Raw genomic sequence first — 13,432 nt, forward strand, 5'->3', positions numbered from 1 at the left:
TTCTGTATAGTACATAGAACTGTGTAATTTTGATAAAAACCCCCTTAATGGGGGTTTCTTTTTTCTGAAGACTACGCTATATGTATAGTAAATACTGTGTAAGATGTGTAGGATTCAAGAATGTTTGCAACGAAGGTTACAGCCAAGGTAGTTCAGGACAAAAGTGGAGTGGCCACAGAGATCCCGGTCATTCTGACCGACCAAGGGGTTTTGGGGTCAGTCACAGATTATGTGCTTAGCCTTCACCTAAATGGCACCTCACTTTCAACAATCACTAACCATATTCAGTCGATTAGGCTCCTCATCGAGTTCATGGATGCCAACGAAGGCATGTTCGATGAACCCGAAGCGTTGTTCGCGGGCTTTGTCCGACGGCTCTACAGCGGCACCATCGGTGAAGATGGATTGGATCCCTCTGGCCTTTATTGGATACCGGCCAGTAATGGCACGATACATCGACACATCAACAATCTGACGAATTTCACCAATTGGCTCTCGGACAAAGGTCTGGGCAAGCCTCTTAATACCTTGCGGACAGCCACTCGACATGAGGAGCGCATCCAGTATGCCGCTTGGTTTAGGCGCAACCAGAACGATTTCCTCGGACACATCAAAGACAAGTCGATCAACAATACTGTCAAGAGAGCCCGCAGCATCAAGGGCAGAACGCCTCTGGCAAGAACCAATGACGATGCGATTGCCTTCCCTACGGGAAAGTTTGAAGACTTCTACATGAAGGGCTTGGGAGGAGCCAAAGACCCGCGAGTTGCGCTGCGGGACAAGCTTATTTTGCTCCTGATGCACGCGGCCGGTTTGAGGCGTAGCGAAGCACTGTTGCTTTGGGTCACAGATGTCTTCGAGGCTCCCTCCGATCCGGATCGGGCAATCGTGAGGATCTACAACGAGATAGAAGGCAAGGCACCTGAAGGATGGAAGTCCCGAAAAGGGATAAAAAACCGCAAGGCGTACCTACAAGAAAAGTATTCACGCATACCGCGTCAGGAGATGCAAAACACCCAGCATCTTGGCTGGAAATCCAAAACCCTGGATCACAAGGATGGTTACCTGGAGGCGTATTTCTTCCCGCAGGAGTTTGCTCGGATATTCATGTTGCTGTGGCGACAGTATTTGGTTTTCCGTGCATCGTTGGAGTGCCATCACCCCTATGCGTTTATCAGCTTCGACTCTCGCTATCTGGGCAATCCCTATACCTACAACGCCTTCACCCAAAGCTATGCCGCAGGATTAAGACGAATTGGCCTCGAACCCAACAAGAGCGTAGGGCTCGATCCTCATGGCCATCGCCACAATTATGGCCGCCGATTGACGGATGCCGGGGTCGATCCACTCATTCGCAAAAAGTGCCTGCATCACGCAAGCCTGGAGTCTCAGGTTCCTTACACCATGCCCCCCAGTGTGAAAGTCTCAGAAGCGCTGTCCCAGGCAACACAACAGCTTCAGTTGGGATCGGATAAGGAAAAGACCCCCGTGTCTTTCGACTGGAAGACGTTGGCAGAACACGGCTTTGAAGACCTCGATCCAAACGGCCACTTCACCGGCAAGAATCCACGGTTAGGGAAGCGATAACATGACCCAAAAACTAAAAGGGAAAGGCTACACCACGGATCTGACGCTGGGGTGGGTGACTGAGGAACTGGGGCACGACTGGCTGCAATGGCAGCAGTACGCCGCCGAATGGCTAAAAACGCAAGACAAAGGCGTTGGTCAGCGTTTGGCGGGTATAAGAAAATTTCTTCTTTATTTGAACGCGAAAGCCTCGTATGCCACTGATGTGGCCACAATGTTCAAGGGCCATCCGAGCGGCCATAAAGTGTCCAGTGAAGAGTTTGAGGCCTTTCTGGTTAATAGTGGAGCGAGTTCTGAGAACTCTAAACACGTTTCGCACACGGTCGAATTATGCGACCACATCCTCAAGCACCATCTAAGCGCCGAGTGCGATGACGGCGTCGAACGACCTCTATTCTCTAATCCGTTCGATAAAATCAAGGGAAACACATCAAACACCGAAACCGTCCACAGCCCGTTACCCTATCGCTATATTCAGCAAGCTAGGCACATTCTCTGCCCCTATCCAACCGATGATCCCGGCAATAAAACGCCATGGGTCGGGTTTCATTTCCGGGACTGGCAGTGGGCCCTCAACCATCTTCAATGTGGCAATCAGGCGTGGATGGAAGTGCCTCTGGAAGTCATTGATCCCGATGATCCGGACTGCGTCGCCCGTACACGGATTGTGACCAGGAACGGCAGGAAAGTTGATATCCATGAGGTCTGGTCGCCTGTGATGGCGATGTTTCTATTTACCAAACTCCATCTGCCTCTTCGCTCTCTACAGGTGCGGTTTCTGGACTCCGGCGAAGGCGATACCTGGCGTTACGAGCGCGGTCATTGGGTCGAGAACATCCAGCACCCATTCAGGTACGGGACCCCGAAGCGGCCCTACCAGAAAGGGGTCTTCCGGCGCATTTATGACTCGATGACGGAGAGTTATGCCACCGGACTCTATGTCTCGACCAACAAAACCGCCGATCAAAACAAAGACGAAATTCAGCGAGGGTATACCATACCGTGGCAGCACGAAGAACTGCTGTATTGGCTGGAAAAGCTCCGCAACTGGCAGGAAAAATACAACCCGATTAACCGACTGATCAGTGGCGCAGAGCTTTCGGCTACCTATATTGGCAAGACCAAATCCAAGAAGCAATTAGCCGAAATGGGCGAGTTTGCCTTTTTGTTTCGAGACCGAAATTCCGCCTTCCCGATCAGCACAAACTCTTTCATGAGTCCTTGGTATCGCTTGTTGTCGAAACTGGAAGAAGATTTGTTCCAGTCGGGCCTGAGGATGAGAGACGGGCACCGTCTACGGTTTGTGAAAGACTACGGTGATGACTACGAGGGGCAGGAGTCAGAAAAGAAGGCAACGGAATACCCCCTGCACAGCCTCCGCGTGTCGTTGATCACCTGCTACACCATGGACACCGATCTGCCGTTGCCGGTGATCTCCAAGCTTCTGGCCGGTCATACCCGGCTGTTAATGACGATCTATTACAACAAGATCACGCCCTCAGTGATGGCCGAGAAAATGAATGAGGCGTACTCCGCTTTGGTTGAGCGCGGGGAAGCGTCCCTGAAGAACTTTCTTCAGGACGCAGAGATGAGGCAGATCCAACTCCGCGCTGCCTTCCACGGTGATCAGTACAATTCTGTCGAAGCTACACTGGCGAACCGAAATCCGATTGGCTGGGAAGAGCGGGCCACCGGACTGTGCCTGGTCGGCGGCAACTCCGTGTGTTCGGATGAACTGTCCACCGTTGGTGGCTGCTGGAATGGTGGCCCGTTAATCAGGGATTCAACAATAGCTAATACCAGGGTTTATAGCCCGGTACCCCATGGCCCTGAAAACTGCCCCCGCTGTCGCTTTCACATCACCGATGCAACCTACTTGCCAGCGCTGAATTCCAAGTTCAATCAGGTCAGCTACAAGGCGCATCAGGCGGCTGAACTGGCCGTCGAGATTGAAGGCCAATTAGAGGCCCTGAAGGATGAGCTGTTCATCGCCGAGGAAACCGGTAAGCCGTTTCTCAAGCATGGCGAACTTCAGGCTCTGGAGCGCCGGTACGAAAAGCAGCGCGTGGAGGCAGATGAGTACGCCAAGGACTACATCGCGATCTTCAATCTGATCAACAAAGTGATCCAGATCGAGAATGGGCGAACTGAGGACGATGACCGTCAAAAGCTGGTCGCTGTGGGGTCTGCGGAAGACCTCAATGTCAGCATGAAATTCATCGAAACCGACTCGGAATTGCTGCACCTGTCCTTGCTCTGCGAGGACGCTGAGTTCTATCCCGATCTACACGATGATCTGCGCAAGACGCCTGCGATTGCCAAGCGTACCAACGCCTTGAGTCGCATGATGGCCCGCTCCGGGTACAAGCCCGTCTTTTTGGAAATGGACGAAAACACGCAGTTGATCGTGGGTAATGCTCTCATTCGAAAGATGGCTAAGATCGCGGAACCAGACGACAAAATGGAAGGCTACCGAATCGCAACAAATTACATCGAAGCGCAAGAGTACCTGGAGAACGATGGACTGCTGAAATCCGGATTTGAGGCAGTCAAACAAATCACCCCGATCACGCTGTCGTCGGGCGCTCTCAAACGGATTCCGGCCTTGGAGGTGTCCGATGAACATTGATGTTGATGCGATTCTGGACACCCTTAAAGACGGCAAGACCGCCAAGACGAAGGCCTCTCTGGTTAAGCTCCACGAAACGTTGAGTGCCTACTTCGACTCCGGTGCTCGGGACTTTTCCATCACCACCATTGGGCGCGTATCCGAGGAAGATGGCGGTGTTGGCTACCAGTCGATCCGTGCCACCGCAAACAAGCATTATCGGGATCTGGTCGAAGCGTGGGCTGCCAAAGCGAAGACCACCACGAAGAAACCACCGGTAGGGCCACCCAAGAGAATGAGCCAGGATCACCAACTTCTGGAGCGCATTGAGGACGCGGCGGTGCGTGCCCTCTTTGGACAAATCATTCGTGAGCGGGATCGCTACAGAAGCGAAGCCAACATGCTCAAGAGCACAACCGAGATCGTGATTGATAAGCGACCGACGACCTATGTGGAGCCCCAGTCTGAAGCCAGTGTGGAGCTGCTGCCCTCGTTAAAGGGGATCTGTTCGGAGAACGAGATCAAGGCGTTGCAAACCGTCTGCACCGAGGAATGGCTGGAGAAACTCGGATTCAAAGCGAACGCATTGGGCCAAGTGAAAGATGAGCTGGGTACGGAAATCCTACCTCGCGGATTTCTAACAGCGATCAAAAAGCTCTTGGGGGAAATGGATGAGTAATGGTCAGGAAAGAGCACGTCAGAACCTGAGTGCCTTCCAGAGCTGGGTGGCCACCCAAACGGATGACGATTTTAAGCAGATCATCTTTCGGGGCCAGTTAAACCGTGGCGAAGTGGCCAAAGCCATAGGCATCGGAAAGAGCGCGTTGCGCCAGAATCCGGCCATTAAATCGGCACTGGAGAATCTGGAGCAGAGCCTGCGTGATCGGGGTGTTCTGCCAGAACTGACCGAAACCGCCCAGGCCCAGCGGTCAGAACCGAAGCGCTACGACCCTAGTGTCAACCAAAGAGCCATGGAATCGAGAAGGCTCTCAGTGCTGGAGCAGGAAAACATTGAGCTGAAGGCCCGGGTGGCAACCCTCGAAGCCAAGCTAAAACGTTACGGTGAACTGTCTGAAGTCCTCACAGAGTTCGGAGTCGCGCCCGATGCATGAAGAGTATTTCCGTGTCACCAGCTGCCAACACAACGGCTATAAATACGCGATCTTCACGGGCATTCCCCTTAAAGCCGACAGTTACAAAATCAACTCGGGCAAATACATCGTTAGCATCCGATGCGAAAACCAGTCCCTGCCTATCAAGCCGTCTGTTGGTCAGCAATGGCGGGTGCGTGGCGTAAGGACGCTGGAGACCGTTCAAGCAGGCGATTATAAGCTTCAGCAGCATTTGTATGATGCCCCAGCTGAGATGGAGTGCATGCTGCCGGAAACGGGCGAGGCGCTGATCCGCTTCATTGCCAATGAAAAGGAGTTCACCGGTATCGGTGAGGCTAAAGCACGAGCCCTCTGGGACGCTTTTGGCAGTGAACTGCACCCCATGCTCCAGTTCGAGACCTCAGAGCACAGAGGCCGCCTCAGGGAGGTTCTCAGCGAGGTTTCGGTAACCGCGCTATACAACGGGTACGCCAAGTACAAAAACCTCGCGCATGCCAACTGGTTGGCCTCTCTGGGAGTGCCGCTGCGCATTCAGCAACGCATCCTGAAATACCACGATAATCGTACCGTTGAGATACTCAAGAGCAATCCTTACGCATTGCTCGGATTCGGGATGTCTTTTGCCGATATCGATACCATTGCTGAACAGATGGGTATGGAGAAATCGGCACCGATGCGGCTCGCAGCTGCTTTAGAAAGCGCGATACGAAAAGAGGTAGAAAAGGGGCACACCTACGCCACTCATCAGGCGCTCAGGCCCGAGATGATCAAACTGCTAGGCGATAAAACTCTGGTTGCAGAGGCATTCGCCAGCGGTTATCGCAACGGCCAGTTCATTCTCAGGCCAGAGACCGGCACCTACCATCCCACCGCCCAAATCATGATGGAGTCGGTCGTTGCCAAGCGGCTCAAGGCCCTGGCCGCCAACAAGGATGAAGATGAATCCGTTTTCAAGGCGCTCACCGAGGCCGTTCAGGAGTTGCCCTACGACCTGACCGAGCAGCAGTTCCGAGCGGTTGAGTCGAGCCTGACGAATTCGGTGTCCTGCATCACGGGTGGTGCCGGTACGGGCAAGACCACGGTCCTTAGTACCGTGCTCAAAGCCTATGCCGCACTAGGCTATAAGGTTCATGCCGTCGCACTGTCGGGGCGAGCAGCCATGCGACTGCACGAGAGCATCGGATTCTTCACCATGACGATTGCTCGCCTGTTACGGGAAGAGCCGATCTCGCCGTCATTAGATGAGCCGAAGCATCTTCTGGTCATCGACGAAGCCAGTATGATCGACCTCCCGACCATGTATCGGATCGTTACGCACCTCGATCCTTCAGTACGTATCATCCTGACAGGCGATCCGAACCAGCTGCCAGCCATCGGATGTGGCAAAGTCCTCTCAGACATCGTTGAATCCGGCGCAATCGCTACGGTTGAGTTGAACATCGTCAAACGCCAAGAAGGCTCAACGAGCATCCCGGAATACTCGACTACCATCAATCGGGGCGAGGTGCCTCCATCGTTATCGGTTGGCGCAATCACGTTCCACGAGACGCCTCCGCAGCAGGTGGTCGATAAGTGCAAATCCTTGTACGCGGAGTCACCCTATAACACCCAGATCATCGGAGCCACCAAGGCTCTCGTTGGCGAGGTGAACCGTGAATGCCAAAAGCTGATCAACCCCGATGGGGAGCGCTTGCAGTTTAGGCTGCATGGCGATGAATTCTTCCTCGATATGAGAGTGGGCGACCCGATCCTCTTCACCAGGAACAACTACAACATCGGCATTCAGAATGGGTCACTTGGCATCTTATCCTCAACAGAGCGCGACACTCAGGATGGCCAAGAAACATTTGGTATCGTGACCCTGGATACCGGAGAGGCCATTTCAATTACGGATGAAGTCTTCGATTGCATGGAGCTTGGTTACGGAATCACGCTCCACAAAGCTCAAGGAAGCCAGTTCCCGAGAATCATCGTGGCAGTCCAGAAGGGTCGCATCTCAGACCGTGCGTGGCTTTACACGGCGATTACCCGTGCCGAGGCAGAGATACACATTGTCGCGCAGGCTAGTGATTTTGCGTCCATCGTGAAATCGGTAAGCAATGCCACCAAGCGGGCGAGCTTCTTGAGGGAGTTGCTGGAAGAGAGGGATTCGGGGGTTAGCCATTAACGGCACGCCCCTCATCGCCGGTCGCGGCCATCGGGACCTCTCCCTGTACCGCAACTTCATCTTAAACGATCATCGCCGGTCGTCAAATACCTCGAAATCAGCTCATTAAAAAAGCGAACATTCTAGTCACGCCTTCCCTCCGCCTCCGAAAGCACCACTGCCAAATCCTCGGGCACCGGCATGGGTGCAAACGCGCTGACGTTTGCACGACCGGTGTTTCCGACCGGAACCCAAATTCGGGAAAAGACCAGGGCGGCAATGGTTCGGGTCAACTGCCCCAGCACCTCACGAACGTCTCTTGTTCGCCAACCCAGTCTGAGCATCCGTAAGTGGGTTGCAGCGTGCGCCAGAGCATATTTCTGGCTGAGGATATGGGCACGTTCCAGATGGGTGAAGGCTGTCTGGAAATCGCCTGCGCCTTCCGCCCTGCCTGTCGCCTCAAGCTCCGCAATATAGGATGGCTTCAGTTCACTGTGCATTGATGTTTACTCCCCGTAGATTGGCAACGGCAAGCCGATAATCGACCGCCTGCCCCCGAAAGGTTCAGCCTTTCAGTGCCAGTATGCGTTTGGCACCCATCAAGACGATGCCACCGACAATTCCGCCAATAATCAGATCTGGGTAGTTGGACCCGGTCCAGGCAACGAGCAGCCCCGCAAGTATTACCCCCAGGTTGATGACCACGTCGTTGGCTGAAAATATCCAGCTGGCTTTCATGTGAGCACCGCCTTCACGGTGTTTTGCGATCAGGAGCAGGCAACTGATATTCGCAATGAGAGCAACAGAGGCGACGGCCATCATCATTAACGACTGAGGATCACTGCCGAACAGAAAACGTCTGCTAACTTCAACCAATACCCCAGCGGCAAGGATAAGCTGGAGGATGCCTGCCACATGGGCCGCTCTGACCTGCATTTTGATGCCGTGCCCAACGGCGTAAAGTGCGAGACCGTAGACGGCGGCATCGGCAAGCATGTCTAGCGAGTCTGCAATCAGGCCAGCGGACTGGGCGATCAGGCCCATCGTCATCTCGACCAGAAACATCAGGCCGTTGATTGCCAGCAGTATCCATAAAGTGCCGGATTCTTCGCTTTCGTTGGCCTTAGAAGATTCAGCCGCTCTGACGGATTCAGCGCTGGCGTCTTCTGTCCGCTGCAAGGAAGCACCCAGGCCCAGGTTTTCCAGTTTGCTGGTAATAGGACCGGTTTCTCCATGGTGGATAATTTCCAATGTACGACCCGATAAATCGAATGACAGCGACTGAATGTTTTCAACGCCAGTCAGTGCCATTCGAATCATTCGCTCTTCCGAGGGACAATCCATTTTTGGTATTTTGTAGGTGCTTAGCTGGCTACCTGTTTCGTCGGTGGCGCGTCCCTGAAACTTGTCATCTACGACAGAGTCTTCACTACCACACTGCCCATTGCAGGGTTTGCTCATTTTCTCGGCTCCGGTTTTCGTACAAATGATGCAATTTAAAACCCTGTAGCCACTACAGGGTCAATAACTAATCTACACTAGTAGTCGTCAAAATCGGCGTTTGTCTGGATAAAGATCTACAATGATAAGTGCGATGGTGTGGACGTCTAATTTTATTTCGAGGGTAAACTTTATGATTTCATTTAAAGGACTTACAGCAACCGCTGCGTTGTTGGTTTTTCCTGCATTCGTGCTAGCGCATGGTGATCAAGGCTCATGGCAAGGGCATGGTCCTGGCATGATGATGGATCAGGAGCAAATGCAACAGATGCACCAGAACTGGTCTCACATGAACCAGCTGATGCAACGCATTCCTGATGAAGCTTCACCGCAAGAACGGCAACGATTGATGCGAGAACACAGGGAGGCGATGCAAGAGCAAATGGGTTTTATGCATCACGGTATGATGGGCCCCGGCATGATGCGTGGACAAAACGGCATGATGGGAGGTCAGCACATGATGAACGGCGGCGGTAAATCAAAGAATGGTGGTAGTCTGTCTAACGAGCAACAAATTCAGATGATGCAGGAGCGCATGGATCAAATGCAGCTGATGATGGAGCAAATGCTGCAATACCAGCAAAATCTAAAGGTAGAGTGATCGAGAAGCCTTCAAATACTTTTACTTAACAGACGCGTAGTAACTGGCGAGTTTGATAGGCTGAAGTTTGTGAAAACGGCGCAGTAGCTGGGTTTCGGTCTCAACGAAATCCCTGGCCTTTTACGGCTGGAAGATGGCGCTCTGGGCACCACTTCGAATGTTCGCTTTGCGACCAGAGCCACGGGCGGCCAATTTGTTGTGGCAACCTCCAGCTACAGTATGGGTATGGTGGTACGACCACTGCTAACTTTGGGTAAGCGGATTAAATGGTTGATCTTACCTTTGCATGAGAGTGAGACAGACCGGCATCTCATCGGATTATCTGGTTGATGCTTCACCTACTGCTGGTGCATGTTTCCTTCGCTAATTCCAGCAAGAACCCCACACGCCTCAACTTCCCGGTCATCGTTGCAACTCGCTCTCAGTGAAACGAGTTGTTTCTCAAGCGCTTGCAGAGCGGTTATCTGCGACCGCACATGAGAGATGTGATCATCGAGCAAGGCGTTGACGGCGGTACAAGGCTGATGAGGGTCGTCCTGATAGCTCTGTAGTTCGTGAATCTCAGCCAGTGACAGGCCCAGGATTCTGCAGCGACGGATGAAGGCCAGCCCCTCACCATGCTTCTCGGTATAGACACGGTAACCGTTGTCCTGCCGATCAGGCGGCGGCAACAAGCCCTGCTGTTCATAGAAGCGGATCGTCTGTGTTTCGACCCCTACCAACTGCGCCAACTGACCAATGCGCATCAGCCTCCTCCCCAACGGATTCTTTACTCTATTGACCTTATAGTAGCTTTATAGTTTTAAATGGTACCACAACATTGTTCAAGTGGAGTCGTATCATGAGCAAATCCTGTGGTGGCGCCTGTGGCGGTGATGCAACGTCCGCAGCGGATACCGATATACAGGCCTCCTCCGAGGCGCCAGGGAGATGGGTCAGTGTTTATGCCGTGCCGAAGATGGACTGTCCATCAGAAGAACGAATGATTCGCCTAGCCCTGAACGGCTTTGAGGAGATTCGGGCGCTGTCCTTCGACTTGTCGAACCGCCGGCTGAAGGTCGTGCATGACGGCGAGGTCGAGCCCGTCACCTCGAAACTGAAGACCTTGGGGCTAGGCGCCTCGCTTCAGGAAACCGTCGCTGCAAATCCGGAGACCATCAAGGCCGCCGAGTTTTCGGCAGCTTCTGCTAAGCAAGAATCCGGGACCCTGCGCTGGTTGCTCGGCATCAATGCACTTCTGTTCGTGGTGGAAATGACTGCCGGTCTGATCGCCCAGTCCACCGGCCTGATTGGAGAATCCCTGGACAATTTTGCCGATGCGGCGGTGTACGGGCTTGCCCTTTATGCGGTTGGACATAGCGTGAAAATGCAGGTACGTGCCGCGCATCTTGCTGGTGTACTGCAACTGATCTTGGCTGTGGGCGTGCTCGTAGAGGTGGTGAGACGCTTTGTATTCGGTAGTGAGCCTGAATCGCTGGTGATGATGGCTATCGCATTCGTCGCATTGATTGCCAATACCAGTTGTCTGCTGCTCATATCCAAACATCGGGAAGGCGGGGCGCACATGAAGGCAAGCTGGATATTCTCGGCCAACGACGTGGTGATCAACCTGGGGGTCATCACCGCCGGCGCCCTGGTCGCGTGGACCGGTTCCAATTATCCGGATCTGATTATCGGCACCATCGCGGGGGGCATTGTACTTAACGGTGCCAGACGCATTTTGGCGTTGAAGGGTTAAATAATGCTCATTATTGGCAAAAAGCTCTCGCCGTATGCCCTATTGTCCATATCGGGCCTGCTGGCAGCGTCTGATCAGGCTGTAAAGTGGCTGGTGCAGCAATCAATGGCCTATGGCGAGTATGTTTCGGTGACCCCGTTCTTTAACTGGGTGCACCTATGGAACACCGGTGCCGCATTCAGTCTTTTTGCGAATGGTGGAGGCTGGCAGCGCTACTTATTTATCGGAATCGCGGTAGTGGTCTCGATTTTTCTGATCAAGCTGATCCTTGAAAATCGTCATAAAGGAGAAGCCATCGCTTACAGTCTTATCCTCGGTGGCGCCATGGGCAACCTGATTGACCGGGTCTTTCGCGGCTATGTTGTGGATTCCTTTGATTTCTATTGGCGAGACTGGCATTGGCCGGCCTTCAACCTGGCTGATATTGCAATTGTCCTCGGTGCCTTACTTTTCGTTTCCAGCAGCTTGTTGGGTAAAAAAGCAAACACCAATGCCGAGCCGGATGGATCTGACTGACACCTACGCCTATACAACACCATGACCGAACTTCCCGACAACATCCTTCACCTGCCGCAATACCAAGTACTGGGCTGCAAATCAACCGACGACGAAATGCACTTCCAGGTGGACGTGCCCGATCCCATCGCCTGCGAGGAATGCGGCGTGCAGGGTGAGTTCGTACGGTTCGGCAAGCGTGACGTTCCCTATCGTGATCTGCCCATCCACGGCAAGCGGGTTACTCTCTGGGTGGTCCGCCGCCGATACACCTGCCGGGCCTGCAAGACAACATTCAGGCCCCAGCTACCGGAGATGGTGGACGGATTCCGTATGACACTGCGGCTGCATGAGTACGTGGAGAAGGAATCCTTCAACCACCCCTACACCTTTGTGGCGGCACAGACCGGCCTGGACGAGAAGACGGTGCGCGACATCTTCAACGCCCGCGCCGAGTTCCTGGGGCGCTGGCACCGCTTCGAGACGCCCCGCATCCTGGGCATTGACGAGCTATACCTGAACAAGCGCTACCGCTGCATTCTGACCAACATTGAGGAGCGAACCCTGCTCGACCTGCTGGCCACCCGCCGCCAGGACGTGGTGACCAACTACCTGATGAAGCTGAAAGACCGGCAGAAGGTCGAGATCGTCAGCATGGACATGTGGAACCCCTACCGGGCAGCGGTCAAGGCTGTGCTGCCCCAGGCCCGTATCGTGGTCGATAAGTTCCATGTGGTGCGCATGGCCAACGATGCCCTAGAGAGAGTGCGCAAGGGCCTCAGAAAGGAGCTGAAACCGTCCCAGAGCCGGACTCTCAAGGGAGACCGGAAAATCCTGCTGAAACGCGCTCACGAAGTCTCAGACCGGGAGCGCCTCATCATGGAGACCTGGACAGGCGCGTTCCCGCAACTGCTGGCCGCCTACGAGCACAAGGAGCGCTTCTACGGCATCTGGGACGCCACCACACGGCTCCAGGCAGAAGCCGCCCTGGACGAGTGGATAGCCACCATCCCGAAGGGCCAAAAGGAAGTCTGGAGCGATCTGGTCAGGGCAGTGGGAAACTGGCGCGAAGAGACCATGACCTACTTCGAGACGGACATGCCCGTCACCAACGCTTACACGGAGTCCATCAACCGACTGGCCAAGGACAAGAACCGTGAAGGGCGCGGTTACTCCTTCGAGGTGATGCGGGCACGAATGCTCTACACCACGAAGCACAAGAAGAAGGCACCGACTGCGAAGGTCTCTCCTTTCTACAAGAAAACCATCGGTTACGGACTGCCGGACTTCGCAGAGAAACTCAACTACGGAGTCGATCTATCAACCATCTGAGGGTGGTATCAGATTGATGGGGTGAAGGTGCCCCATCAACCATTAAATCCGTATACCCCTAACTTTTAAGCACCCCCGAGGAAGTTGTCTTCATCTGTGCTCTCACTCGATCACATCGCTGGTCGTGAAATACCTCGGGTGAATCGTCGCTTGCGGCGAGAGGGCAGAGCCCTTGGAACAAGCGCTTCTATTTTTACACATGGAATTACACACTGTGTAGAAATAAAGAATGCCCCAAAAGGCGCTGCTCATGGGGCACTCACTCACTCACTCAGTGAAGTACATAAAGTTCACTATATACTCCTTCGTGGGG

Annotated in this window: 12 protein-coding genes; 9 read left to right on the forward strand and 3 right to left on the reverse strand. The window is 53.7% G+C overall.

Annotated elements, in window-relative coordinates:
* Positions 1 to 120 precede the first annotated feature (120 nt).
* The 5 genes from gmtY to INT33_RS20065 are packed head-to-tail and all read left to right on the forward strand — an operon-like array spanning position 121 to position 7,474.
* Positions 121 to 1,587 carry a gamma-mobile-trio recombinase GmtY gene (gene gmtY / locus INT33_RS20045; protein WP_193092847.1) on the forward strand — a complete coding sequence of 489 codons (1,467 nt, stop codon included), beginning with the start codon at positions 121 to 123 and terminating at the stop codon, positions 1,585 to 1,587.
* Position 1,588: 1 nt separating this feature from the next.
* Positions 1,589 to 4,216: a gamma-mobile-trio integrase GmtZ gene (gene gmtZ / locus INT33_RS20050; RefSeq protein WP_193092848.1), complete on the forward strand. Its 2,628-nt coding sequence runs from the start codon at positions 1,589 to 1,591 to the stop codon at positions 4,214 to 4,216.
* A complete protein-coding gene (gene gmtX / locus INT33_RS20055) occupies positions 4,206 to 4,874 on the forward strand; it encodes a gamma-mobile-trio protein GmtX (RefSeq protein ID WP_193092849.1) in 669 nt (222 codons plus the stop codon). The genes gmtZ and gmtX overlap by 11 nt, the downstream gene beginning before the upstream one ends.
* Positions 4,867 to 5,307: a VPA1267 family protein gene (locus INT33_RS20060; RefSeq protein WP_193092850.1), complete on the forward strand. Its 441-nt coding sequence runs from the start codon at positions 4,867 to 4,869 to the stop codon at positions 5,305 to 5,307. Before gmtX ends, INT33_RS20060 begins: the two co-directional genes overlap by 8 nt.
* Complete coding sequence (locus INT33_RS20065) at positions 5,300 to 7,474, forward strand: AAA family ATPase (protein WP_193092851.1); 2,175 nt, start codon at positions 5,300 to 5,302, stop codon at positions 7,472 to 7,474. Before INT33_RS20060 ends, INT33_RS20065 begins: the two co-directional genes overlap by 8 nt.
* 122 nt (positions 7,475 to 7,596) lie before the next feature.
* On the opposite strand, the gene INT33_RS20070 is transcribed toward INT33_RS20065, so the two are convergent.
* Together INT33_RS20070 and INT33_RS20075 are read right to left on the reverse strand one after the other, a co-directional pair.
* Complete coding sequence (locus tag INT33_RS20070) at positions 7,597 to 7,953, reverse strand: DUF3703 domain-containing protein (RefSeq protein WP_014420763.1); 357 nt, start codon at positions 7,951 to 7,953, stop codon at positions 7,597 to 7,599.
* Between the two features lie 64 nt (positions 7,954 to 8,017).
* Positions 8,018 to 8,914, reverse strand: a complete 897-nt coding sequence (locus INT33_RS20075) for a cation transporter (protein WP_193092852.1) — start codon at positions 8,912 to 8,914, stop codon at positions 8,018 to 8,020.
* A gap of 172 nt (positions 8,915 to 9,086) precedes the next feature.
* Here INT33_RS20075 and INT33_RS20080 point away from each other — a divergent pair, with 172 nt between their 5' ends.
* Positions 9,087 to 9,554: a hypothetical protein gene (locus INT33_RS20080; RefSeq protein ID WP_041343552.1), complete on the forward strand. Its 468-nt coding sequence runs from the start codon at positions 9,087 to 9,089 to the stop codon at positions 9,552 to 9,554.
* A gap of 338 nt (positions 9,555 to 9,892) precedes the next feature.
* Here INT33_RS20080 and cadR read toward each other — a convergent pair whose 3' ends face one another.
* Entirely contained in the window at positions 9,893 to 10,300 is a 408-nt protein-coding gene (gene cadR, locus INT33_RS20085) for a Cd(II)/Pb(II)-responsive transcriptional regulator (RefSeq protein WP_004364961.1), read from the reverse strand.
* A 95-nt stretch (positions 10,301 to 10,395) separates the two neighbouring features.
* Here cadR and INT33_RS20090 point away from each other — a divergent pair, with 95 nt between their 5' ends.
* The 3 genes from INT33_RS20090 to INT33_RS20100 are packed head-to-tail and all read left to right on the forward strand — an operon-like array spanning position 10,396 to position 13,119.
* Positions 10,396 to 11,292 carry a cation transporter gene (locus INT33_RS20090; RefSeq protein ID WP_004574643.1) on the forward strand — a complete coding sequence of 299 codons (897 nt, stop codon included), beginning with the start codon at positions 10,396 to 10,398 and terminating at the stop codon, positions 11,290 to 11,292.
* 3 nt (positions 11,293 to 11,295) lie between these two features.
* Positions 11,296 to 11,808, forward strand: a complete 513-nt coding sequence (lspA, locus tag INT33_RS20095) for a signal peptidase II (protein ID WP_008740521.1) — start codon at positions 11,296 to 11,298, stop codon at positions 11,806 to 11,808.
* Between the two features lie 21 nt (positions 11,809 to 11,829).
* Entirely contained in the window at positions 11,830 to 13,119 is a 1,290-nt protein-coding gene (locus INT33_RS20100; RefSeq protein WP_193092853.1) for an ISL3-like element ISPpu12 family transposase, read from the forward strand.
* Positions 13,120 to 13,432: the final 313 nt, after the last annotated feature.

Origin of the sequence: Halomonas colorata (assembly GCF_014897985.1) — a bacterium.
Taxonomy (GTDB): domain Bacteria; phylum Pseudomonadota; class Gammaproteobacteria; order Pseudomonadales; family Halomonadaceae; genus Vreelandella; species Vreelandella colorata.

Excerpts from the sequence above, each read along its gene's own strand:
- INT33_RS20070 (WP_014420763.1), bottom strand. The coding sequence starts at position 7,953 with ATGCACAGTGAACTGAAGCCATCCTATATTGCGGAGCTTGAGGCGACA.
- gmtZ (WP_193092848.1), top strand. The coding sequence starts at position 1,589 with ATGACCCAAAAACTAAAAGGGAAAGGCTACACCACGGATCTGACGCTG.
- INT33_RS20075 (WP_193092852.1), bottom strand. The coding sequence starts at position 8,914 with ATGAGCAAACCCTGCAATGGGCAGTGTGGTAGTGAAGACTCTGTCGTA.
- INT33_RS20090 (WP_004574643.1), top strand. The coding sequence starts at position 10,396 with ATGAGCAAATCCTGTGGTGGCGCCTGTGGCGGTGATGCAACGTCCGCA.
- INT33_RS20060 (WP_193092850.1), top strand. The coding sequence starts at position 4,867 with ATGAGTAATGGTCAGGAAAGAGCACGTCAGAACCTGAGTGCCTTCCAG.
- cadR (WP_004364961.1), bottom strand. The coding sequence starts at position 10,300 with ATGCGCATTGGTCAGTTGGCGCAGTTGGTAGGGGTCGAAACACAGACG.
- gmtY (WP_193092847.1), top strand. The coding sequence starts at position 121 with ATGTTTGCAACGAAGGTTACAGCCAAGGTAGTTCAGGACAAAAGTGGA.
- INT33_RS20100 (WP_193092853.1), top strand. The coding sequence starts at position 11,830 with ATGACCGAACTTCCCGACAACATCCTTCACCTGCCGCAATACCAAGTA.
- INT33_RS20065 (WP_193092851.1), top strand. The coding sequence starts at position 5,300 with ATGCATGAAGAGTATTTCCGTGTCACCAGCTGCCAACACAACGGCTAT.
- lspA (WP_008740521.1), top strand. The coding sequence starts at position 11,296 with ATGCTCATTATTGGCAAAAAGCTCTCGCCGTATGCCCTATTGTCCATA.
- gmtX (WP_193092849.1), top strand. The coding sequence starts at position 4,206 with ATGAACATTGATGTTGATGCGATTCTGGACACCCTTAAAGACGGCAAG.
- INT33_RS20080 (WP_041343552.1), top strand. The coding sequence starts at position 9,087 with ATGATTTCATTTAAAGGACTTACAGCAACCGCTGCGTTGTTGGTTTTT.